This is a genomic window from Ureibacillus sp. 179-F W5.1 NHS (assembly GCF_045369345.1).
Taxonomy (GTDB): domain Bacteria; phylum Bacillota; class Bacilli; order Bacillales_A; family Planococcaceae; genus Ureibacillus; species Ureibacillus halotolerans.
Map to the genome: position 1 here is coordinate 229,028 of NZ_JBIQFG010000001.1, position 24,555 is coordinate 253,582.

Annotated in this window: 21 protein-coding genes and 1 pseudogene; 5 read left to right on the top strand and 17 right to left on the bottom strand. The window is 35.0% G+C overall.

What is annotated here, in order from left to right; all coding sequences use genetic code 11:
* Positions 1–207: 207 nt before the first annotated feature.
* Positions 208–1,554: a GntP family permease gene (locus ACH0B5_RS01170; RefSeq protein ID WP_406927294.1), complete on the bottom strand. Its 1,347-nt coding sequence runs from the start codon at positions 1,552–1,554 to the stop codon at positions 208–210.
* 12 nt (positions 1,555–1,566) lie between these two features.
* Positions 1,567–2,688: a glycerate kinase gene (locus tag ACH0B5_RS01175; RefSeq protein WP_406927295.1), complete on the bottom strand. Its 1,122-nt coding sequence runs from the start codon at positions 2,686–2,688 to the stop codon at positions 1,567–1,569.
* Between the two features lie 125 nt (positions 2,689–2,813).
* Here ACH0B5_RS01175 and ACH0B5_RS01180 point away from each other — a divergent pair, with 125 nt between their 5' ends.
* Complete coding sequence (locus ACH0B5_RS01180) at positions 2,814–3,887, top strand: CdaR family transcriptional regulator (RefSeq protein ID WP_122972895.1); 1,074 nt, start codon at positions 2,814–2,816, stop codon at positions 3,885–3,887.
* Positions 3,888–3,975: 88 nt separating this feature from the next.
* Here ACH0B5_RS01180 and ACH0B5_RS01185 read toward each other — a convergent pair whose 3' ends face one another.
* On the bottom strand, positions 3,976–4,428 hold the full coding sequence (locus tag ACH0B5_RS01185; protein ID WP_122972894.1) for a DinB family protein: 453 nt from the start codon (positions 4,426–4,428) through the stop codon (positions 3,976–3,978).
* 122 nt (positions 4,429–4,550) lie between these two features.
* Positions 4,551–5,439, bottom strand: a pseudogene (locus ACH0B5_RS01190) (S66 peptidase family protein).
* Positions 5,440–5,559: 120 nt separating this feature from the next.
* Between ACH0B5_RS01190 and ACH0B5_RS01195 the strand changes: the two are divergent.
* Entirely contained in the window at positions 5,560–6,438 is an 879-nt protein-coding gene (locus tag ACH0B5_RS01195; RefSeq protein WP_122972892.1) for a DMT family transporter, read from the top strand.
* Between the two features lie 68 nt (positions 6,439–6,506).
* On the opposite strand, the gene ACH0B5_RS01200 is transcribed toward ACH0B5_RS01195, so the two are convergent.
* The 12 genes from ACH0B5_RS01200 to hpaB form a co-directional block, all read right to left on the bottom strand.
* Positions 6,507–7,094, bottom strand: coding sequence for a class D sortase (locus tag ACH0B5_RS01200; RefSeq protein WP_341362627.1), 588 nt, complete (start codon positions 7,092–7,094; stop codon positions 6,507–6,509).
* Between the two features lie 179 nt (positions 7,095–7,273).
* Positions 7,274–8,959 (bottom strand): methyl-accepting chemotaxis protein, encoded by a 1,686-nt coding sequence (locus ACH0B5_RS01205; protein ID WP_341362628.1) that lies wholly within the window; start codon positions 8,957–8,959, stop codon positions 7,274–7,276.
* A gap of 235 nt (positions 8,960–9,194) precedes the next feature.
* Positions 9,195–12,404, bottom strand: a complete 3,210-nt coding sequence (locus ACH0B5_RS01210) for a DEAD/DEAH box helicase (protein ID WP_406927296.1) — start codon at positions 12,402–12,404, stop codon at positions 9,195–9,197.
* Between the two features lie 141 nt (positions 12,405–12,545).
* Positions 12,546–12,752 (bottom strand): hypothetical protein, encoded by a 207-nt coding sequence (locus ACH0B5_RS01215; RefSeq protein ID WP_406927297.1) that lies wholly within the window; start codon positions 12,750–12,752, stop codon positions 12,546–12,548.
* Positions 12,752–13,918 (bottom strand): Ger(x)C family spore germination protein, encoded by a 1,167-nt coding sequence (locus ACH0B5_RS01220; RefSeq protein ID WP_406927298.1) that lies wholly within the window; start codon positions 13,916–13,918, stop codon positions 12,752–12,754. The genes ACH0B5_RS01215 and ACH0B5_RS01220 overlap by 1 nt, the downstream gene beginning before the upstream one ends.
* A 4-nt stretch (positions 13,919–13,922) precedes the next feature.
* Positions 13,923–14,570, bottom strand: a complete 648-nt coding sequence (locus ACH0B5_RS01225) for a spore germination protein (RefSeq protein ID WP_406927305.1) — start codon at positions 14,568–14,570, stop codon at positions 13,923–13,925.
* A gap of 34 nt (positions 14,571–14,604) precedes the next feature.
* Positions 14,605–15,465 (bottom strand): spore germination protein, encoded by an 861-nt coding sequence (locus tag ACH0B5_RS01230; RefSeq protein WP_277749723.1) that lies wholly within the window; start codon positions 15,463–15,465, stop codon positions 14,605–14,607.
* 2 nt (positions 15,466–15,467) lie between these two features.
* Positions 15,468–16,571, bottom strand: coding sequence for a GerAB/ArcD/ProY family transporter (locus tag ACH0B5_RS01235; protein ID WP_406927299.1), 1,104 nt, complete (start codon positions 16,569–16,571; stop codon positions 15,468–15,470).
* A gap of 166 nt (positions 16,572–16,737) precedes the next feature.
* The gene (locus ACH0B5_RS01240) at positions 16,738–17,541 is read right to left on the bottom strand and encodes a linear amide C-N hydrolase (protein ID WP_122972886.1); all 804 of its coding nucleotides are present in this window, start codon (positions 17,539–17,541) and stop codon (positions 16,738–16,740) included.
* 164 nt (positions 17,542–17,705) lie between these two features.
* Complete coding sequence (locus ACH0B5_RS01245; protein ID WP_122972885.1) at positions 17,706–18,242, bottom strand: RDD family protein; 537 nt, start codon at positions 18,240–18,242, stop codon at positions 17,706–17,708.
* Positions 18,243–18,367: 125 nt separating this feature from the next.
* Positions 18,368–18,928, bottom strand: a complete 561-nt coding sequence (locus ACH0B5_RS01250) for a DUF6241 domain-containing protein (RefSeq protein WP_122972884.1) — start codon at positions 18,926–18,928, stop codon at positions 18,368–18,370.
* A 203-nt stretch (positions 18,929–19,131) separates the two neighbouring features.
* Positions 19,132–20,580 carry a 4-hydroxyphenylacetate 3-monooxygenase, oxygenase component gene (gene hpaB / locus ACH0B5_RS01255; RefSeq protein ID WP_122972883.1) on the bottom strand — a complete coding sequence of 483 codons (1,449 nt, stop codon included), beginning with the start codon at positions 20,578–20,580 and terminating at the stop codon, positions 19,132–19,134.
* Between the two features lie 243 nt (positions 20,581–20,823).
* Here hpaB and ACH0B5_RS01260 point away from each other — a divergent pair, with 243 nt between their 5' ends.
* Both ACH0B5_RS01260 and ACH0B5_RS01265 read left to right on the top strand, forming a co-directional pair.
* On the top strand, positions 20,824–22,254 hold the full coding sequence (locus ACH0B5_RS01260) for an FAD-binding oxidoreductase (RefSeq protein WP_406927306.1): 1,431 nt from the start codon (positions 20,824–20,826) through the stop codon (positions 22,252–22,254).
* Positions 22,251–22,787, top strand: coding sequence for an MFS transporter (locus ACH0B5_RS01265; protein ID WP_406927300.1), 537 nt, complete (start codon positions 22,251–22,253; stop codon positions 22,785–22,787). Before ACH0B5_RS01260 ends, ACH0B5_RS01265 begins: the two co-directional genes overlap by 4 nt.
* 277 nt (positions 22,788–23,064) lie before the next feature.
* Here ACH0B5_RS01265 and ACH0B5_RS01270 read toward each other — a convergent pair whose 3' ends face one another.
* Positions 23,065–23,502, bottom strand: coding sequence for a YxiJ family protein (locus ACH0B5_RS01270; RefSeq protein ID WP_406927301.1), 438 nt, complete (start codon positions 23,500–23,502; stop codon positions 23,065–23,067).
* A 187-nt stretch (positions 23,503–23,689) separates the two neighbouring features.
* Here ACH0B5_RS01270 and istA point away from each other — a divergent pair.
* Positions 23,690–24,555, top strand: an 866-nt coding sequence (istA, locus tag ACH0B5_RS01275) for an IS21 family transposase (protein WP_406927302.1), incomplete at its 3' end; no start/stop codon positions are given.

Below are 24,555 nucleotides of genomic sequence, written 5' to 3' on the forward strand. Positions count from 1 at the left end.
GATTACCATTGACCGGTTACTTTGTGACCTATAACTAATAACCAACCAACGTAATAGGACAAGTTCCCTCATCGTAATCTTGATATGACGGTACTTACACAAAAAGGTTACTACTTTTCTTATAGAATTGTAGTAACCTTTTATTTTTCACTTTTCAAGATAAATAGAATTTCCATTCATCGTTTTTTGATTCTATTATTCTAATTACTAAACAAATATTAACCATAAGATCATTGACACTGCAATTGTGACAATCCCTTGTAACAGAGTCGCAACCGTTTGAGCTTTATATGCTTGGGTTACTTCCATTCCACTATATTGGGTAACAACCCAGAAGAAACTATCATTTACATGGCTCACTGTCATTGCCCCTGCTCCAATTGCCATAACGACAAGAGCTAGCGGAATTGCCCCATCAATTCCAGCTGTTGCTAACATTGGTGCAACTAAAGTAGAAGTAATAACTAAAGCCGTTGTTGAAGAACCTTGAGCCGTTTTCAATGCTGCAGCAATAAGGAATGGCACAAGTAGGAATAAACTACCTTGAGCTAGGGAGCCTAAATCCATTTCTTGTAGCATTTCACCAACGCCCGTTTCCTTAATAATCGTACCAAAGGAGCCACCTGCACCTGTAATTAATAAAATGGGAGCTGCATCTTTTAAACTATCCCCAATCCATCCTGATAATGTTTTTTCATTCATTTCAGGAAGTAATAAAAATGATGCAAATACCCCTAACAGTAAGGCAACAATTGGTTTCCCTAAAAATTGTAAAAATACATTAATAGATGCTTCCGGATCCCCAACAAGGGATGCAATTGAACCAATACCAATTAATAAAATTGGTAAAATAATTGGTAAAAATGCTTTAAAAGTGGATGGCATTTTACCATAGGACTTGATGATTTCCTCATAATCTAAAGCTTCTTCGTCATCAGCTGCTACACGAATTTTCGAAGCAACTTTTGTAGCCCAAATGTAACCAACTAAAGTAGCAGGAATTGCCACAAGTAAACCGATTACGATGACTGTCCCTAAATAATCACTCGCCCCAATATTCCCTGCTGCTGCAATAGGACCTGGAGTTGGTGGTACTAATACATGGGTAGCGTATAACCCCGTTGCTAAAGCAACACCCATGGAAGCAATCGTTACTTTTGCTCGTTTAGCCAAAGATTTTTGTAAACTTGATAAAATAATGAATCCTGAATCACAAAATACTGGAATCGAAACGATGTAACCGATAATCGACATTGCTAATTGAGGATGTTTCTTTCCTACTATGCGAAGAACTACTTCTGCCATTCGATAAGCTGCCCCAGAGCGCTCTAATATCGTTCCAATCATAGTTCCAACAACAATGACAATACCAATACTTGTCATTAAACTACCGAAACCGTTATTCACTGTATCGGCTACCGTTAGTAACGGCATCCCACTAGCAATTCCAACAAAGAAAGAACTAATAATTAATGCTAAAAACGGATGCAAATGTAACTTTGCAGTGGCAAAAATAACAAATAATACCCCAATTAATATAATTACAAAAAGCATTTCATCATCCCCTTATTTTAATATCTTCTGAAAAATCGCTTTTGTTTTATTTCTTAAATGAACAGCTGGTTTTTCCATTGCCATTTGTACCGTCACGTCCTTATCAACTAAGGAAGCAACTGTATGGAAACACTTGACCAATTCTGGTATGTCCTCCACTGCACCAGAAATTAAAATGGTTGGAACTCCAGCCTTTTGAGAAGTACTAACGATTCCATAAGGTGCCTTTCCATGTAAAGTTTGTCGATCAGATTTCCCCTCACCTGTTACAACAAAGCTAGCACCAGACAATTGTTCATTGAAATGAACCGCCTCTAAAACAAGATCAATTCCTTGATTAAATTGGCCATTTAAAAAGGCAATCAATGCTCCACCCATTCCACCGGCAGCTCCTGCACCTGGATAATCATGTAATCGTATATTCTTTTCTTTCTCTACGATATTGGCCCAGTTTGTTAAACATGCATCGAAATATTGCACTTCTTTCGCCGGAACTCCCTTTTGTGGACCAAAAACGGCCGTTGCACCATGTTCCCCGATTAATGGATTATTAACATCACAAGCAATTTTAAAGTTTGATTCAAAAATTCTAGAGTCGAAACCTTTTTCATTTAACTTTACGACTTTTAATAATCCAGCAATGGACTGCTCGACAGGATTGTTTTTTTCATCAAGTAATTCCAAACCGAGAGCACGTAACATCCCGACACCGCCATCATTCGTTGCACTTCCCCCAATACAAATAATGAAATCCCGGTAACCTAAATCGAGTCCTTTTTTAATTAATTGACCTGTACCAAAGCTGGAAGCAATATGAGGATTACGTTCACTGTTATGCAACAATGTAATCCCTGAAGCCTTTGCCATTTCAATCACACACGTTTTGTTGTCCCCTAAAACTCCAAAGTGTGCCGTTATTTTTCGTCCGAGGGGATCTAGTACCTCAGCTTCATAGTAAGTGCCCTTTGTTGCAACAATTAATGAATCCAGCGTACCTTCCCCTCCATCTGCCACAGGTATGAGTACAGTTTGAATATGCTCATTCACATCTTTAATACCTGACTGAATGGCTTCCGCTGCTGTTATGGCCGATAGTGTACCTTTAAAAGAATCGGGACTTATGATAATCTTCAACTAGTTTCTCATCCTTTCTTTTAAGCGCTTACATTAATTTTAATGACAATAAATTTGTAATTCATTATAATGAATGTATAAAATAACTGTATTAGTACAGTTTGAATTTTAGACGGGGTGTACAAATGTTAACGTTCAAATTAGCGGAAGAAATTGTCTATCAAACGATGAAACGTCTCCATTACAATATTAATATTATTAGTACGGATGGCGTTATTTTAGCTTCAGGTGATAAAAAACGTGTGGATTTAATTCATGAAGGGGCAAAAGTAGTTGCTAAAACTGCACAGCCACTTATGATTGATGAATCGAACATACATAGTTATCCGAATACGAAACCGGGTATTAATATGCCGATTACTTATCAAGGAGAGATTGTTGGCGTAGTAGGTATTACGGGTGATCCAAATCAACTAAAAGAAATCGCTGAACTTGTCCAGCTAACAACAGAAATTATGACACATCAAGCATTAACGGAATCTAAAAGTGAGTGGCAACGGAAAAATGAAGATTTTGTATTTAAATCTTTAGTGGATGGAATGCCGATAGAAAATAGTTTAAAAAACCATATTCAAAAATTATCTTTCGATTTGAAGCCACCTTTTCAAATTCTATTATTATCCGTCGATGAGGAGGAAAATTCCAATCGGTTATCATTTTATTTAGAAGATCTATTTTTTAAATTACCTGCTTTTTACGGTCACTTACAATTAAACGAATATTATATTCTATTAAGTGGAATGCAAGAAGATCAAGCTGATAATCTTATTAATCAATTAGGGCAAAAAAAGCATAAATTACCTTCTATTCAAATTGGGGTTGGCTCCATTGTACAAAATCTTACCCAATTGCCCCTTGCGTTTCATAGTGCTAAAACAGCCCTTCAATACGCTAAAAAAAGTGGTTTAGTCACTTTTTTTGAAGACATTGAATTGTATTCATTATTTAAAGATTCCGAGGGCGAAGAAGTATTACATTTTGTTAACCGGGTACTTTCTAAGTTAAGTTATAAATTACTAACTACGTTACAAACCTTTTTCGAAAGTAATTTACAACTAAATCAATGTGCACAAAAGCTTGAGATTCATCGCCATACGCTAACATATCGTTTACATAAAATAAAACAACTAACCGGTTATGATCCACAATTTTTTGAGGACGCGGTTGTATTAAAAATGGCTATTTCATTACGAAATTAAATTGTTATTAGAACAAAAAAGGAGTATTCACCATTACATTTTAAGAATACTCCTTTGAAACACGTCCTATATTGTCAAGTCCATTTCATTATCGGAAAAATGGTACTTTTTCTACACCAATCATACGAGCATAGATAAATAGTTGGCCTTTATGATGAAGTTCATGATCATACATTGCTGTAAGATACCTTTTTTTAGCACCTTGAAGTTTTGGATGGGTAGAACTATTTTCTGCTTCCAATTCTAAATCGTTTATCGATTCAAAGGTAGCCTTTGTTTTTTCAGTAAAGTCCCTTACCCCATTACGAACTTCCGTCATTGATTTACATTCTGGGATATTCGGAGGAGCTAAGGTTTCCGTTTTTACCATCGATACAAATACATCGTTCCAGCCAGCCACGTGTAATGCTAGTTCGCCAAGGGACATTGCACCATCCCACGGTTTAAAATCAACATATTGATCGTCAATCTGTTCTAGCAGCTCTTCTAACACGCTTCGATGTTGTAACCATTCCTCCATCAACTGCTTTACCTGAGTCATGTTCATTCCCTCCTAATAGAATTTACTATTCTTTTACCCATCCCTTTCGGAAAATAACTCCACATTTCCTTCTATATATCTAAATTACCTTTAAAATTTTTGTGAAGTGAATACAAAGTCTTCTATTCTACCCCCGGTAAAATGCGCAACATTTTACTATCGGCATCGAGAATGGCATCCACCCCTAATGGAATGGCAATATTCGGTTCACAATGACCAATCATAAATCCAGCAACACTTGGTTTTCCTAATGGTTTTAAATACTGCTCAAAGACTTTCCAAAGGTCATTTTCTGTTATCCCTTTTCCGATATCGTTAAAGTGACCAATAACAAAACCTGCAGCTTCCTCTAATTTTCGCGCTAAACGTAGCTGATTTAACATACTATCGATATTCTCTAAAGACTCTCCAATATCTTCTAGTAATAAAATTTTGTCTTTAACATCGATTTCAAATTTTGTTCCTAAAGTGCTGACAAGACGATTCATATTTCCACCTGTTATTTCACCCCGAACATTACCTGGTACAATTGTTTGAAGGGAAGAAATCTGTTCATCATACTGAATAAAACATTTTTTTTGATGCCTCCGATAGTGGTCCATCTCCTCCGGAAAGCATCGGACCGTGGAACGTTACAATATCTGAATACTCTTGAAAAGCTGTATGGAGGTATGTAACATCTGAAAAGCCCCAAAAGATTTTAGGATGTTCTGTTAATAATTGATAATCAATTCGATCGGCAATTCGTGCTGCCCCATAACCACCACGGATACAAAAAATCCCTTTCACTTCTGGGTCTTGGATCATGTTATGTAAATCCTGTAATCGTTCCTCATCCGTTCCAGCTAAATAATCTCCCGTCAAGCCCACCGTTTCGCCTAATTTCACTTTCAACCCAAGCTCTTCTAACAAACTTAATTTTTGTGGTAATTTTTCCATTGCAATGGGGCTACTTAAAGCAACAATTCCCACTGTGTCTCCTACTATTAAATGTTCTGGGCGTATTTTCATTGTAATTCCTCCAGTTTTTCATGAATTAATCTATATGCACAAGCAATTTGAAAATAAAGTTGTCTACGTAATATCTATACCGATATAATTGTCATACTATTTAAAATAAGGGGCGTTTACATGAAGATTCCACCATATGTTTTATTAATATTAGCAACGGTACTTTGGGGAGGGAATTTTGTCATCGGAAGAGCCGTTACAGGTGATATCCCACCCTTCACCCTCTCTTTTTATAGATGGTGCTTAGCATTCCTAGTGTTCTTCCCCATTGCTTATAGCCAGGTAAAAAGAGACTGGCAAAAATTGAAAGAACATTGGAAAGTTGTACTTACCCTTTCCCTAACAGGTGTTACAGCGTTTAATACGCTAGTTTATATTGCTGTTTATTCGACAACTTCCATTAACGCTTCTTTAATGAATTCTACTACACCGATATTCATTTACATATTATCATATATTTTTTTAAAGGAACGTTTATCTCGTTTTCAAATCATCGGTACAGTCATCTCGCTCATCGGTGTACTTTTTATCCTTTTAGGAGGCAACATTGAAAGCATTCTACAATTCAATTTAAATAAAGGGGATCTCATTGTTCTTTTAGCTGTCTTTTGTTGGAGTATTTATTCATTATTAGTGAAACAATATTCGAATCGACTACCTAGTCTGTCAACCTTTTTAGTAACGATAGCTATAGGGGCCGTTTTCCTTTTACCGTTTTCAGCTTATGAAATGATCACTTTAGAAGAACCAATTATTTGGACTCCAAAAGTATTAGGCGCTATTTTTTATGTAGGCACCCTCGCTTCTATTGTCGCCTTTTTAAGTTGGAATAAAGGTGTTATCCAAATAGGAGCAAACCGGGCAAGTGTTTTTCTAAACCTTATTCCCGTTTTCGCCACATTATTTGCGGTTCTCTTTCTCGGAGAAAGACCGATTATGGCTCAAATGATAGGAGGATTAGCAGTCGTTGGAGGGGTTATTTTAACTAACCGAAAATAGAAAAATTGATTCAAATGGGGAAATTCCACTAACCCCGTAAAACAGGTGTTAATTTTACGGGGTTGTGACTATTCTACCTTTTTCGGATAAGCGTAAAGAATATAACGATCAGGTGCACCGCCGATAAAGGAAAAAGGATAACATGTCGAAACGGTTAAATATTCTTCCTCTCTGCTTGGTTGAATGACGGTACGATCGTTTGCATCCACAATTTCATAGTCCTCAATAACATAAATAAACGTTCCATATTCCATTTTAATATGTAATTCATCTCCCACCTTTAATTCACCAAATTGTCGAAACACCGTGTCTCGATGGCCAGATAAAAGAATTTGTCTATTATCCCCAGGCAACCCAGTACTCGAAAAATGCCCTACGCCTTGAGCTAACTCATCCTCATCTGTCCCTTCAATAATCGGGATTTCCCGATCAAGTCTTGGAATATAAAAGATTCCCAATGTATTCCCTTCTTGAAATTGTTTTTCCCTTTTATTTGAAGACTCTTTTTGAGAAGTATGGGAGTCATCGGAAATCATCGCTTTTGCTTCATCTAATCTTTTACTTTCCATAGAGGAAGATGTATATAATTGGTAACCTTCATAAAGTAAAAACCCACATCCAGCAATAACTAGAATCCAAGAAATAATTCGTATCAAAGATTACACCCCGCTTTTTATTCTATATTTTAAGATATTTCCCTATTTGTTTATTTCAGTAATTTCCATATACTATCATATCAAATACAAATATTATAAACGAAATTTTTCCTCTTTTTTAATCAAACTAGGATATATTAAAAAACCGCTCCTTCTTAACGAGGAGCGGCGTTAAACTTTTAAATTTTGAAATGTTGGATACTTTGTTGTAATTTCACTGCTTTTTCCCCTAAGTCTTTTGAAACGCTATTAATTTCCTCAATTGTTGAGACTTGCTCTTGGACGGCATTACTTACATCCGTAGTAAGGGTAGCAGAGTGTTTTGAATTCGATGAAATTTGGTTTACTGATGCAGCAATTTCTTCTGCTGCCGCGGAAATCTCCTCGGTTACCGCCGAAATGTCCGTTACTTGGTCGGCAATCTCATTAATGGCGACATGAATTGTTTCAAAAGCTTCCCCTGCTTCTTGAATCCGAGTTACCCCATCTTGGGCGTTTGCTAAACTATATCCAACTGCTTGTTGTACTGTTTTAGCATCACCAACTATTTCTTTTGTTAAGTTGACAATTTGAGTGGCAGATTCCTTTGAATCTTCAGCAAGTTTACGTACTTCATCAGCTACTACTGCAAAGCCTTTACCATGCTCACCAGCACGGGCAGCTTCTATAGCAGCATTTAATGCTAGTAGATTTGTTTGCTCTGTAATGCCCGTAATAATGGTTGAAATATTACTAATTTCATTGATTTGATTGGTTAATTTGTTCATTAATTCCGTTACTTGTTTTGAAGATTGATAAATCACTTGCATTTGATTTTGAGCATCCGTTACCGTCTGACCACCTGATTGGGCAACATCCTTCGTGCTAAGTGCTTTATCCTGTAAAGATGTTGTCGATTCAGCTATCCGTTGAATGCCACTTGCCGTTTCGGACATTGCAGATGCACTTTCGTTTGATGCGTAAGCATTTTCTTCAATAGATTGTGCAGTGATTTCCATATTTTTTGCTATAGATTGGGATAAATGATTGACTTCATCCGTGCTAGCTAACAGTTCTTCTGCTGAAGAGGTTAAAAGGGAAGCATTTTCACTTGTATTCTCAATCATGGAACGTAAGGAAGATTTCATTTCATTAAAGGAATCAACCAATATTTTTATTTCATCCTTTGTATGTACTTCCACATCATTTTCTGATAAATCACCTTGTGCAACTACTTGAACCGCTTTTGAAATACGTTTAATCGGTTTCGTAATAAGACGGTTTAAAAGGATGACGATGAAGATACTAATAAGAATTGACACAATAATAACTGAAATAACGATCAATGCACCCTTTAATGCCGTTTTAGTAGCTCCATCATTGACCTTATCGATCAGTTCATATTCTTCAGTTTGTAATTCTTCAATTGTATTAACTAACAATGTATTCACATCGTAGGCTTCTACTAAAACAATATTCGTAGCTCGAGCAGTATCTCCCCTTTGTACAGCTGCAATTAGTTCTTCACCTAGTGCTCGTACTTGTGCTTGAGATTCTTTTGCTATTTGAATTTTTTCAGTAAATTGATCATTCGTATTTTTCTGCTCTAAGTCATGAATGAATTCATCTACTTCATTTAACCGTTGCTCTAATAACTCCAACTGTTTCTCAGAATCCTCTAATATATAGGAACGCATTTGTAATGCTTGTAAAGGAACATAACGTCTAATATCGTTAATAATAGCAAGCTGCTCGATATTTTCGTCTATTATTCTCGTATACTCATCATTTAAATCATATAAAGTTTTATTACTAACGACCCCTATTATTATCATTAATATAATAATGGACATAAAGGAAATTAGCATTTTCTTTGCAATATTCACATCATTCTCCTCCAATAACTATCAAAATTACTATAAATAAACATGCCATTATATGATATAGCATATCGAAATTGTATACAATTATTTCGCATTGAAAATCAATACTTTTTATCTATAAATTTTAGAAATAAGACCTAATAATCTAACTCGAAACTTACGAAATTTATAGCCCTTTTAACCTATCTATATTTAAAAAGCATAATTTAAAAGGCACATCACTATTGATGTGCCTTCCTTATATATTTAAAATTTCGCGAATATCTTCTTCTGTCAAGGAAGTTAAGACTTTTTCTTCCGTCTCCAAAATATCCGAAATGAGACTTCGCTTTTTTTCTTGGAGTTCGTTCATTTTTTCTTCAATCGTGCCCCTGGCAACAAGTTTTATGACTTGTACAATATTTTTTTGCCCCATACGATGGGCACGGTCCATCGCCTGTTGTTCTACCGCTGGATTCCACCAAAGATCATATAAAATGACAGTATCTGCTCCTGCCAAGTTTAATCCCGTCCCACCGGCTTTTAATGAAATGAGAAATAAATCCCGTTCTCCTTCATTGAAACGATGACAAAGTTCTACTCTTTCTTCAGAAGGTGTTTGTCCATCAAGATAGAAAAAGGTTTGGCCGCGTACCGTAAGCTCCCTACCTATTAACTCGAGCATTTTCGTAAATTGGGAGAAGATCAATACTCTTCTTCCCGATAATTTCGACTCCTCGAGAATGTGTAACAATTGCTCAAATTTTGCAGAACTTCCTTTATACCCGTCAACAAATAAGGCAGGGTGGCAACAAATTTGGCGTAATCTAGTTAAACCAGCTAAAATACGAATACGATTTTTTTGTAACGTATCTTTATCCAGATGCTTTAATGTATCGTGTCTTAGCTTTGCTAAATATGCTGTATAAAGCTTCTTTTGCTCAGGAAGTAGGTCTGATATTTCCATCGCTTCTTGTTTTTTAGGTAACTCGGCTAATACGTCTTGTTTTATACGGCGGAGTAAGAATGGGCGAACTCTTCTTGCAATTGATTTTCTAGAAAGATGACTATATTCCTCTAACCCTTTAAATAATTGTGGGAAAATAACATGATAGATAGACCATAGATCTTCTAATGAATTTTCCACTGGTGTTCCTGTAAGTCCAAATTTGTGATTCGCCTTTAGCTTTTTCACGGTACGAGCCGTTTGGGTTGCTGGATTTTTAAAAAATTGTGCCTCATCAAAAAAGATTGTATGAAAAGATTGCTCTTCATACCATTTCCGGTCATGACGAAGTAACGGGTAGGACGTTATCAGCACATCAAAGTTTTGTGCCTCTTGTTGCAATTTCATTCGTTCCGCTTTATTTCCGTCCATCACCATCGCTTGAACTTCAGGTGCAAATGTTAAAAGCTCATGGAACCAGTTATATGTTAAAGAGGATGGACAAAGGATTAAAATAGGTAGTTTCTTCTGTCGTATTTTTGAAAGCTCAGAAACAATGAACGCTATACTTTGAATTGTCTTTCCTAGCCCCATATCATCTGCTAATACGCCACCAAAACCGTAATGGGCCAATGCCTTCATCCATTTAAATCCGTTTTTTTGATAATCCCTTAACTGATCCTTCAAGCTAGAAGGTACTTCAAAATGTAATGATGATGGATGGAGTAGCTGATCGACAAATTGGCGAAAGGACTCTTCTGCAGTAAACAGTTCGCTTTCTTCTATTAGATCAAGGAATGGAAGGCCATCCATTATAGGCATATTCAATGTCGTTTCCCATTGTTCATCTTGAATCGGTACTGCATTTAAAAACCGGCGTATCTCTTCCATTTCTTTCGTTTCAAGGGATAAAAGGGAGCCATTGGATAGGCGATAATACTTTTGCTTTACTTCAAGGGCGGCTAAAATTTCTTTAATTTCTTTGTCATTGATACCGTCCATTTCAAACTTAAATTCTAACCAATCTGTTCGTTCCTTTTGAACTTTCACCCGGATTTTCGGGAATCTATGATCACGGACAATTCGAGTTCGGACAGCTGAAGTAATATAAATTTGCGCAAGGGAATTTAGCGTAGGAAGAATATGATATAAAAATTCATATTCCAACTGTTCATTTTGCATAAAATATCCGCCTTCTGTAATCGTAAAACCGCTCTCCTCCATTATTTGAAGGATTTCTCCTTCTTTTTCTACATCTCTGACAATCATCGGCCCAATTGGACTATCACGATTTTCTAATGGTTGAATAACAACGTTTTCGTAATGAAATTCTAGCCCTGCAAGTAAACGATTTTTCAAACGATCTAAATAAAGTTTCGCAATGAGAGGTGTCTTCATGAACTTTTGAGTTAATCCGTTAGACAATTGGACATCGCCAAGTTTTTTCAAACTAGGTACAATTTTTTTAAGAAAAAAATCAATTTGATCTTCATGAATCGGGATAAATTTTTCACTAGAATTTTTCAACATTTGATATAGTTCAAATAGCCGCTCACAATCTGAACCTTCCAATTGAAAGAAAACTCCATTATTTAATACAGAATGATAGGAATTAAAGAATGTTATATGTTCAAAACCTTTTATCACTAATCGATAACCGTTCCTTTCATTTTCCTCTAATGTAAACTGAATAGAGGAAGGCCCGTTAACAATACGTAAGTCCACAAGAACATCTTCACTGACAAACTTCACAAAGGGTGTATTCATTAGTAATGGAATAAGTCCAGACCATGTAGATGGTGGAATTAATAATACTTCATTTTGAACGTTATAGTTAGCGTGATTTGGTAATGCTTCTAAGAAAGCACTTTCATCATCGACGACTTGAATAAGTTGTTGGAGAATGACATCCGGCTCTTTTAAAAAGCAGGATAAGCTAGGATTATACTTAAACTCATTCGATATCGTACTTACCTTTCCCATTTTGACATCCCGTAAAAAATCTCGAATGTTTTCTACTTTTACTTGATTAATCTCCACTTCAATTCCAATTAAATTTTCATCCATTTTCATTGAAATTCGTTGAAGTTTAAATACTAGCTCCAATACTTCCCTTTTTTCAAAATGTCGTTGATGACCACTTGTCCGTATTGTTCTTTCCTTGAAAAGTGTTATAAAGTCTTCTGTTATTCCTTGAGCATTAAAAGGTTTTCCTTGGTTGTCTGGAAGGTTCAATCTTTGCTTTTTTCGTTCATTGAGTGCGATTAAAACAGCTGCAACATGTTGACAGCAATGCTTAAAGTTCGGTAATTTTGGGCAGCTACAATCCGTTCGAATCTCGCCAGTTACATCATTTTTAACGAAGACATGAAAATCTTCCGTCCCATGAACAGTTGCTTCACAATCATTTTCGCTTATATGTTCAAATGTTACTTTCCCACTACGATAAAAAGAGTCCCCTCTTTTAAAGGAGACGGTACCACACATTTCTTTTATCTTCTTTTGATTTAATTTTATGTTCATGTTTCCCGCTCCTTTCTTTACATTAGGGTTTTATACATTTTACCATTAATTTTATTCCCTATCGAGATCGGAGAGTTTCCTTAAGCAAACGATAAATAAAAACGCTTCCTACACTAAGGTAAGAAGCGATGATAATATAACTTAAATAAACAGGTTTACAATAAAAGTTACAAAATGATTTAAACCGGGCACTTTAAATCCAAGCATGTGCAATTGAGTAATCGTAAAGGCGAAAACAAGAATCGTTGTATAAACTACGATGGCCTTCTTATCCTTTGTTTTCATCAAATGCCGATAATCTAAAAAGGAGATAGCTACAAATAAAAGAATTAACAAGAAAGTTTGCATTAATCATTTCCTTCCTTTGCCTTTTCTTGTGTAGTATCAATAATCAATCCAGATCGCCTTACTTCCGCATCCACATTCACATCGAACTTCACTTCATCTAAGTAAGTAGACGAACCACTTATTTTTGCCCAATGTTCAGGGTAATACCTTCTTATCTCTCGACCAATTCCATATATATCCGAATTCATTTCTTTAGCTAGCTGAAATTCCCCTTCTACATTCTCTGTTATAAAGTCGGAAATTTCCTTTTCTACTAAATTTGTTTGTTCGCGCTGCAGTAAATCAATACTACACGTCTGGTCTAACAAATTCCCTTCCAGCGTCACGTCCACCTTCATAGTAATCGTATTCCCCTTTAGCTTAGGTTTTACATTACTTCGAAAATCTGTAATTTGGAAAGCAAAGACCTCATCCTGACCACCTTTTGGACATTTCCCTTCAATAATTGTGTAATTTAATTCACTATTCATAATCTGGGTTCCCGTCGTTTCCGGTCCATAAATATATCCTTGTAATTTCCCTTGATCGAAAACGGCTACTCCATCGACTTCAAACGTTTCAACTTGCCCTCTAATTTCCTTCGGTCGAATGACATCTAGTGTCAATTCTATACCCGGAGTAGAGAGAATCGACATTAAATCCCTTAATTGAACATCTAAGGCATTAATACCTCTCATTTCTGAACCATCGATGAGATCAGCCATTGATTTTGCTGGAACACCGCCTAATTCAATTTTACTGTTTAATAAGTCCTCAGCTGTACCAGGTGTTACGGTAATTAGTGCGCCTGCTCGGCTATCCCTATCCCTCTCAAACCATGTTGTAGCGGGTGTGATTCCTTCCCTTGCCATTGCATCACCAAAAATGATGATTTGTAAATGTGCCCAGTACAGACGGCGAGGTGACAATTCGTTTAAATTACGAATTGTCCCCATAACCGATTTTCCTGTAGCCGTTACACTCCAAGTCGGCAACTCAGAACCACCTGTTGCCCCATTTTCTTTAGGTGGTGGTTTAATGACTTGGGCAGTTATTTTATATCCTTCCTCTACTTTATCAATTCCTACACCCATCACGACAGCAATCTCATTTAATTCCTTTTGATCCCAACATCCACTTAAAAAAATGACAAGAATCATGAGTAAGAAACAATTTTTGAAATTCATATTACTAATTTCTCCTATTTAGATGACGGTCTACTTTTGAACTTTCCATCCTATTTTTGTTATTATTTGATATTTCCTCTGGTCTTTCTTTCATATGGCTCCATGGCACTCTAATAAATAAATCTTTCCAATCGCCTTTATGGAATGGAACGATAGGAGCTAAATAAGGAACGCTAAATGAACGTAAAGAATTTAAATGAATTAATAGGAAAATCAATCCGAAAATTAAACCGAATGCTCCTAAAAATGAAGATAAAATTAATAATATAAATCTTATCATTCTGGCGGTAATCGCTATATTATACGAAGGAGTTGTAAAGGAACTAATCGCCGTCAGGGCAACAACAATAACGGTACCTTGACCGACAAGACCTGCATCTACAGCGGCTTGTCCTAAAACTAAACCACCGACAATAGAAATAGCGGCACCGACCGTTTTAGGTAATCGAATCCCCGCCTCCCGTAAAATCTCAAAGGTAATTTCCATGATGGCAACTTCAATCGCAATTCCAAAAGGTACCCCTTCGCGCTGTCCTGTAACTGCAATTAACAGCGGTGTCGGTATCATCTCTTGATGATACGTAAGTAAAGCGACATATAAGCCCGGTAAAATAATGGAAAGGACAAAAGCTCCTCCCCTCAATATTTTCATCAAACTAGAAATATCATATCGCTGATAGTAATCCTCATTGGAAGTTAAGAAAAAGGCCAATAGTCGCGGGAACGAGTAAAACTACAGGTGTTCCATCAACGATAATTGCTATTCTACCTTCAAGTAAACCTGCCGAAATTCGATCTGGTCTTTCGGAGTTGAAAATGGTTGGAAAGGGAGAATATCTTTGTGGATCTTCAATTAACTCTTCAATATAAAGGGAATCTAAAACCGCATCGATACTAATATTATCAATACGGGAAATTACTTCTTCGACAATATTGTCTTTTGCTATCCCTTTTATATAAAGTACCGCTACAGAAGTTTTACTCTCTTTTCCAAGTTCTTTTTTGTATATTTGTAAATGAGGTGTATGGACTCTTCTGCGGATTAATCCGATATTTGTCATAATAGATTCATTAAAGCTTTCCCTAGGTCCACGTACGACTGTTTCAACAGAAGATTCTGTAACAGGTCTTCGATCTCCACCAGCTGTTTCTGCTGCATAGGCAATAGGATATCCATCAAACAAAATAATGGAATAGCCTTGCAGCAAATGTTCTAACACTTCTTTATGTTTCGTTATTTTCTTAGTCTTACTTGTCGATAAGATGATTTCTTCGTCAGCAGATACTATATCGTTTAATTGATTATTTAAAACATGAATGACATGTTGGTCCATAATTTCTTTTTCAACTAAGCTGTCGATAAATAAAATGGCCATTTTTAGATTTTCATGTTGCATGTATCTTACTGATAAATCCGAGTCTTCTCCAAATACATCTTTATATCGTTTAATATTCTCGGCTAAATCATATAATACAACTTTATTTTCCTCAGGTTCTTTAGAATGTTCAGACGATGATTGTTCGTTCTCTTTGTCATTTCTAGACATCTCTATTCCGCCCTTCTTTTCTTTACACCTGGTTTCTTCCTAAACTGACTAATAATCAATAACAAAAGAGGTAATATTAAGCCGACAAAAGTCGAATAAAAAGGATAGTAATTTTCTAAAAAGCGAAATATTCCATTAAGATCCTCTCCATTTATAAGCGAAATAATGGAGACTAGTGCTCCAACAGGAATAACTAAAATTTTGTAATCTTTTAGCTTAAACAATTGGGCTATTCCTAGCACTATCGCATATAGAAAAAGGGCAACTTTTGCGAAGGAAGCAAGGGACCATAGTAAAATGCCCAATATGTCCAATCTTTGCAATGCGCCTATTTCAATATCCCTTAAAGTCAAAAATGTAGGAAAATAGAGACCTTTTGCCCTTTCTTCCCCATAAATCGCAACTACTCCCGTTATAGGACCAATAAACATGATTACAAGAATAATCATTGTAACAATGGAGTATCTTTTTAATCGCTTTGTGTTATTCACATAAGGAAAAATCATACTTAAAACAAAAATAGAGCTATATAGTGAAGTTAGTGCCAATGTTCCATCTAGAGCTGGTCCTATGGAATTTTCTAAAATCGGAAGAAAGTTCAGATAATCTTTATCCTTTTGAGTAAGAATGGTAGCAAATATTACAATTGGAATTAAAATGACGAGGATAGCCTGATTTGTTTTCGAAATAACTTCAAGCCCACAATGTACCGCATAGGCAGCAAGGATTAAAATCGCAATAAAAAAAACGGCAATCGGTGTTCTTGGCGTTACTGCCGATGTATAAAATTCACCAAACCCTCTAATGGATAAACTGATTTCATGTAGGAAGTACACTAAAAATATAATGACAACTAAACTTCCTAACCATTTCCCTAAAATCAATTGACAATATTCAACCATAGAACGTCCTGGGTATCGTTGGGATAATAGAGCAACAGTAAAACCAATTAGTATGGCTGGAAAAATAGCTAATAAAAGAGAAATCCAACTATCTCGACCAGCATGGTCAATAATGACAGGAATAAACAACAGGTGACCCGTCACGGTAATACTTGATATCCCTAGCATTAAGGCTTGTATCTTGGTTATATAGGTCTTTTCCATGTAGACACCTCAATACTCTTGGAAGTTTAAACTATACTAGTTATAGACATTCCATTTTCCCTTTAATCATCCATTAAGAAGGTAATTTCAGACAGTTTTTGGGAAAAAAGAAAAAGACCATAATGGATGGTCTTGTATAAATCGCGTTTTCAAATGTTTATCAACTTTACCAACTTTCAAGTTTGGAAAGTAGTACGCCCTTTGTCGATAAGGGCATTTCGTTTTTATGATGAAAACCTTTGTCTGTTCGTATCACTTTATCCATAAATGAAAATTTAAATATTTTATGAAACTCACCATTTAAAGTAAAATATACGGCATTTTCTTCTGGAACCGAAATCATGGAAAATTGGGTAGGATAATCTCCATCTTGTTGAATTGTCTCTTTAAGAATTGAAAAGCCGATTGTGTCATTAAAATAATCTTTATTTTTTAATAATAAGTTATAAGCCTTTTTATACCGATCACTACCAAAACCTTCTACTTCCTCGTAATTTTTAGATTTATTTTCCGATAAAGGAAAGTTCGTTAAGACCATAAAATTTTCTTTTACTGAATCGATATCTAAGTTTTCTCTTCCCGGTTCTACAATATATGAATTTTGCTTTTTCCCAGCAATTAAACTATGAACACTATAATTCGGAACGTTAACAATCGTTTTTTCATTTAAATAATCCTTTAATTGGGAGACATCGGTTTTCTCTGCTAAAACTTCTTCAAATAATCTCATGATATGAACGCAATTTTTTCCCCTTCGATATTTTCCTTCTTCATTCGGTTGAACCATTAATAAATTGACAAAAGTTCCGTTACGATTTACGCCAAATGCCGGTAGAAATTGGCCGTCTTCCTGTTGTAATACGACAAACTGGTTATCCCCTTTTAATACAATTTTTATTGGCCTTTTGGAAATATCAAAATTCATCCCAATAAAAGTATTACTTGAATAAATTACAAAGCTTGTACACATTTATAATCCCATACTTTCTTTTTTCTTAAATAGTTCAATAGTTTAATGGATAAATCCTCTTAATTTTTTACCTTTGTCCTCTAAATTCTTGTTAAAATTAAAAAGCGCTTAAATTATTATTCAATACTACTAATAATTTAAATGCTTTATTATATTGCTGTCTTTTAACTTAGTTTTCGGTTATCCATTTCTACCTCAATGTTCAATAGTGAATCGATGAAAGGCTTTTTCTTCTTTGGAAAGAGTACAAAAATGTTGTTGAAAACGATGTATATTACGTAAAAGGTAATACAAATCTTTATATAAGAATAACTATCAAAATTACTGTCATACATTAAATTACAGATATATACAAAAAAGAATAATGGTATAATACCAGTTCTTAAAAACCATCTCATAAATAATTTAAACCATCTGTCACTATTAACTTTTAAACCTACTATTTTATAGCCTACCGTTTTTTTGAACGTCAGGTTGATGCCGATAGATGGTATTATCGTTAGAATGTAAAAAGGAATCAAAAAGAGACAATATACTACCAATAAAATCGTATTGAGGATTTCACCGTTCGCATCATAAGAAAAAGGTAGTAAAAGTAATGCGACAATTCCTAATACTGCCATTGTCCCAAAGGAAAATATAAGACTTGCGATTATTATTACTAACGTATCGATGAAATAAGCTAATACTCTTTTTCCCATTCATTTACCCCCAGGAAATAAACGTTATAACGTCATTCTTATGTGATTATAACGGATAAGTTTCAGATTGCAAGGAGATTAGGAAAGTAAAAAGAAATTAGTATTTATATAGAAAAAACGGCGAATTAATCGCCGCTTCCACTCTCTTCAACAAACTTAGTATCTTGAAAACCTTCTAAATATTTCTGTTCTTCTTCCTCCGTTAATAAACGGGTTGCCATCCCAATAGAACCGCCTTGCAATTTCCAAATGGCGTTGTGATGCTCTACTGCGTTTTTAAAATTTCCTTCTTTCCATTCAGTTAAAATTTCACGATACAAATTTTCATTTTCATAATTTCCGTTTTCTAACATTTTTAATAAGGCATTAATGGTTGACTCTTTCATTTCGATAAATCCCCACTTTTGGGATGCATGGACTTTTTGATGGGACATTTCATGCAACATTTGTTGGAATACCTTTTCATCGAGGAAACCACCCATGGCTGCTTCTTTTTCCAGGTTCGTTTTTCCTTCTGTATCTGTAGAAAGGGCTGTATCAACGGATTTTTGAATAACCTCATCCTTAACAGTCTTCGTATTTACTTGAGCTTCTCCTTTTGAAACCCAATAAATAAAACCTAATCCCCCTACTACTACTACAAAAGTCGCAACGACAAAAGAGATAAGAAAATCTTTTTTCGTCATTGTTTAAAACACCTTTCTTCCCCCATTAAACTGTAAAATGTTAAGAATAAATTATCCGTATAATTAAATTAATTTTAATATTTTGGATAAGAAATTCAAGTTTATTTATTCTGATTGGGCTCATAAATGGGAATGATAAAATTTCATATTATAAATATCTATGTTCCATGTAATTCTATTATTCTCATTTATTAATAGAAGGATTAATTCATATGATTTTTTAAAAAGTTGCTTATAACCTTTACATATTCTGATTTTGGATAGGCGTTATACAACTCACTTGATAATCGAATCGGATCACCAAAAAAATACCGTTCGTATTGAGTTTGCCTTGTTCCAAAGGAGCTCATTGTTAAATCCCAGGCTAAGCGGAATATTTTAACCCGTTCCTCCGCTGGCTTTGTTGCCCCTTGTAAATACCGATCTAAATCCGTTCTAATCGTCGAATGGAATGCTTTTTCCGTCGGTAAAGTAATCATGCCACTTGCACCGATTTGTTGAATAATTTCAGTAAATCGGGAGTAAATTTTCGGAAATAGATTTCCGGCTACCATTAGCGTATTAATATCAGGACGCATATATCCCCATTCATCTAATGAAGCGTGATTTTCAGCCTTTTCAAGTAACGCTCTCATTGTCTCGAGTCCAATGATGATTTCTGACATTTTCTCATGAATATGTTGATATTCACTAACATTAATCGTTTCGATTAATAACTCCGCAACACCCAAAATGAATTCCAATTTTACAATTTGTCTAACCATTACTTGATGCTTGGCAAATGGATGAAAGGAACTTTTAATGATAAAGTCTTCAGCTACTTCGTCATTGTTATAGTAAAATACTCGATTCCATGGAACTAATACATTATCAAAGACTACAATGGAGTCCATTTCCTCATATCGTGAACTTAATGGATGATCAAAAGCAGATTGACCACCAATAAATGTATCTCTACAAATAAACTTTAAACCTTTTGTATTCGATGGAATCGAAAAAGCAAATGCTTCATCTTCGTTAAACAAAAATTTCCCGACACTAAAAACTAATAACTCATCAGTTAAGCCACCTTGTGTTGCTAGAACCCGGGCCCCTTTAATAATGATGCCTTCTTCATTTTTACCAATAACCTTCGCTGCAATTGGTTCCTCTGAATTTTCAATATAAATTTGAGAACGATTCACTTGCGGTGCAACAAATGTATGGGCTAACGATAAGTCATTTTCCCGCGCTAATTCATAAAACGCTTGGAGATTATTTGGAAAACTGTTACTTTTATTTTTTAAAAGGGAAACAGATGAGGCAAAACTCATTAATACTGTATTTAAATAGTCGGGGCTTCTCCCCATAATCCCTCCCGTATGTCGTGCCCAATGTTCAAACATCTTTCTTCTTCTTATTAAATCCTCTTTTGTTTTCGGTTGTAAAAAAGAAAGGCCTACAGGGTTACCTGATGTAGGGGAGGTATACGTCATTTCATCTTTTATTTTCGGATCATGCTGTAAATCATAGAGAGCCGCTTTTGTTTGGATAATACCTTTGAAGGCGGGATGCTCTGATAGTAATCCTTCAACTTTTTCACCGTCATACCAAATCTCCGGTTTTAGCTGATTCAGTCTGTTAATAAAATCCTTTCCATTAACAGCACCCATACTTTAACACTCCTTAAATTTGATGACATTCCATAAAACATTTATTCTGTAAAAGGCTTTCTATTATATGAAACAAAACATTTATTTATATCTTATTGTAAAAAAAGCGGTTTAGTACTTGGGAAAAGGAAGAAATTTATTTTTAACTATCGAATTAAAAATTGGCAATTGTAGGGTAAAGTCTTTAAAGCTATACTTAACCTAATCAAACTAACAGTAATTACCATGAATTTAAGGAGAGTTATTTTGAAAAAAAGTATTGTAATCGTTAGTACACTATACGGAATTGGATTAATACTTTCTCTTTGGCTATATAATCACAAGCCCATTTTCATTGAGGATGTCGGTCAGTTACTACCTACGAAGGTAAAAGAAATACATAGTGCGACAAGTGAAGCAGAACTGCAAAGTTTGGTAAAGGAATCGATTAATAACAATGAGAAAATTTCTGTTGCTGGCATGCAACATAGTCAGGGAGGACAAACATACTATCCTAACGGTGTAGTGATCGATATGAAGAAATATAATAAAATCCTTGACTATAACCCTCATGAGAAAATGATTACAGTTCAAAGTGGGACTACATGGGAAGATATTCAACAGAAAATTAATCCTGATCACCTTGCGATTCGTGTAATGCAATCACAAAATATTTTTACGGTTGGAGGATCTATAAGTGTCAATGCCCATGGGAGAGATATTCGATATGGTTCGCTTATTGATACTGTTGAATCTTTCCGACTCCTTACTCCTCAAGGAGATATTATCAATGTCAGTCGAACAGAAAATAGTAACCTTTTCCCTCTAGTAATAGGGGGTTATGGTCTATTTGGTATCATTTTAGATGTCACAATGCATTTAACCGATGACGAACTCTATCAAATTCGTTCAAGATCAATCGATTATCAGGATTATCCTGATTATTTCATTCATGATGTCAAAAATAATGAAAATATCCGAATGCACATTGCTAGATTATCCGTAGCTCCAGATTCATTTCTACGTGATATGTATGTCACGGATTATGAATTAGCTGAAAATCAAAATAACTTAGCCAATTACTCTGAGTTAAAAAGAGATACACTTGCTGCACCTCAAAAATTCATGCTTGGACTTTCACGTTACAGTGATTGGGGAAAGAACCTACTTTGGGATATGCAAAACAAGTTATATGTTGGCCAAGATGGGAACTACATTACACGTAACAATGCGATGCGAGGGGACAGTAAATTTATGGAGTATGACAACCCAAGCAAAACTGAAATTTTACAAGAATACTTTGTCCCAATTGATGAGTTCTCTATGTATCTAGATGATTTACGGTCAATGCTTGAAAAAGAAGAACTAAATCTATTAAATATTACGGTTCGTTATGTAAATGAAGATAATGAGGCGGTATTATCCTATGCAAAAGAAGATATGTTTGCACTTGTTTTACTAATTAACCAAGGTAAAAGCAAAAAGGAAATTGAAAAAACCAAAAAGGTTATCCAGAAAATGATTGATGTTACCTTACAACACGATGGCTCCTACTATTTGCCTTACTATTCTTATCCTACCCAAGCGCAAATGGATGAAGCCTATCCGAAGAACAAAGAGTTTTTCGAACAAAAGAAACAGTTTGACATGAATGAATTATTTATGAATCTATTTTACAAGGAGTACAGTCAATGAATTTCCGTAAGTTTTTAATTGCCCAAAGCATTCTAATTGCAGCAAGTAGTGTAGTCTTTCCATTTTATTTATTATTGATTAAAAATGTTGGAGATAGCTACTCTCAATTTGGTTGGGCCTATGGATTGTTTACTTTAACCGCAGCGCTTACCTATCCAATCATCGGCCGACTAGGTGATAGGTATGGTGATAAGAAAATGCTACTTATTTACACACTAGGCACGGCTGCCGTAATGTTGCTTATACCACTTCTGTACGAGGTATGGCAAGTTTATATGATACAGACCATGATGGGAATCCTCGGTGCAATTCAAAAAAATACAGAAAAAGCCTTTTTGGCTAGAAATAATGATAATGAAACTGCAGGTGAACGAATTGGTAAATACCATTTACAGATTTCATTGTGGAGCGGTTTAGGGATTATTCTTACTGGTTACTTAATTGATTTCTTAACCATTGCAAGTCTATTCTATTTAATTTCTTTTGTTTATATCATAGCCTCTTTCGTCATTATTAAGCGGGAGAGGATTTGAAACAGTTCTAATTTTCATCGTTCACAAGGATTATACTAATGGTTTGGGTCTTTCCGAATACTCTTGATAGGATATAATTTTAAGACGTGCTAGAGAGTCTGGACCTTTAAACCATTGGTATAATGCTTAGAAAATAAAAAGGATAAAAGACAAATAAATCGATTTCAACATAAATAAGGGATTGTAAAACCTTCGTATAGAAAATCCTTTTTCCTAGAAGCTTACCTTTACCGTATTCTTCATTTCTTTTTAAAATAATTCTTTTAACTAAAATAACTTATCTATTTTTATTAATAATTGTAAGTAACAATTCTCTTGTTTTTTCAAAACTGATAAGTTCTCTATGAAAGTTTGAATAATTAGCTAATGAATCTTTTAAAAAGTAATAGTTCGGGTAAAGTGAAAAAAAGTCTTTATGTAGAATTTGCCTTTGATATTTAGGAATTTTCTTATTTGCTAGTACATAAGTAGAACTTCCCGCAATAAGCATACAAAATTCATTAAAATCAGCAGCCAACCAATTCTCTTCATCGATAATACCCACGAAATCTTTTTCAATTAGTTCAATATCTTCGTATGGGAATCCATTCGATAATTCTGTATGGTAAAGAATTTCTAGTTTACTCAATAAATCACTTTGCATGTCTTCCCATCCTATCTCTTTAAGCTTTTCAACTATCTCCTCTAAAAGCTGCATATTTTCATTATAAGACAAGCCTTCCTTCATTAAGGAGTAAAACTTGTTATTTTTATTAGAAATTACGTCTAGATCATATTTATCGGTTTACTTAAGTGTATTTGATAAGCTAAAACTGAGCCACCATCGCAGTTGAAAAGTGAGCCACTTTTATATGAAAATAATCCTAACTTCATAGAGTTAGGAGCGTATAGAGGTGATTTCTTTGGAGAAGAAACAAAAAGTTTTATTAGCCTTTCATAAAGAAAATAAGAGTCAACGTCAAATTGCGAAGGAGCTTGGGATTTCTCGGAATACTGTAAAAAAGTATATCGAAGAGGATCTTGAAAAAAGAAAGCAAGATATTCGAGAACTACCTATTACAGATAACTATGTAACGCCTCCGTCGTATAAAAAGCGAAAAGGCAATAAACGTGCATTAACACCTACGGTGATGAAACGTATTCGAAAAATGTTAAAAGATAATGAATTTAAACGGCAACATCAGATGCACAAGCAACAACTAAAAATGATTGATATTCATGAAAAGTTATTAGATGAAGGTTTTGAAATTAGTTATACCACTGTTAGAAATTTTGTAAATAGTGAGGAGAAACGTCAAAAAGAAGTGTTTATTCGTCAAAAGGCAACTGCTGGTCATGAGATTGAATTTGACTGGGGTGAAGTAAAATTAATCATTGATCAAACGTTACGTTCTCTTTCGATGGCGGTCTTTACCCTACCATATAGTAATGATCGATTTGCCTATTTGTATGAATCAGAAACAATGGTTTGTGTACAAGATGCACATGTAAAGTGTATTAACTATTTAGGCTTTGTACCAGAGGTATTTACATACGATAATATGCGAACTGTTGTAAAAAACTTTATTGGAACTGAGCGTGAGATTACCGATGGTATGAAAAATCTATCGATGCATTATCATTTTAAAATACGACTATGTGAACCGAGAAAAGGAAATCAGAAGGGGCATGTGGAGCGGAGTGTAGAATACATCCGTCGGAAAGCATTTGCCCATCGAGATACGTTTACAAGTTTAGAAGAAGCTCAGGCCTATCTAACAGAAATCAT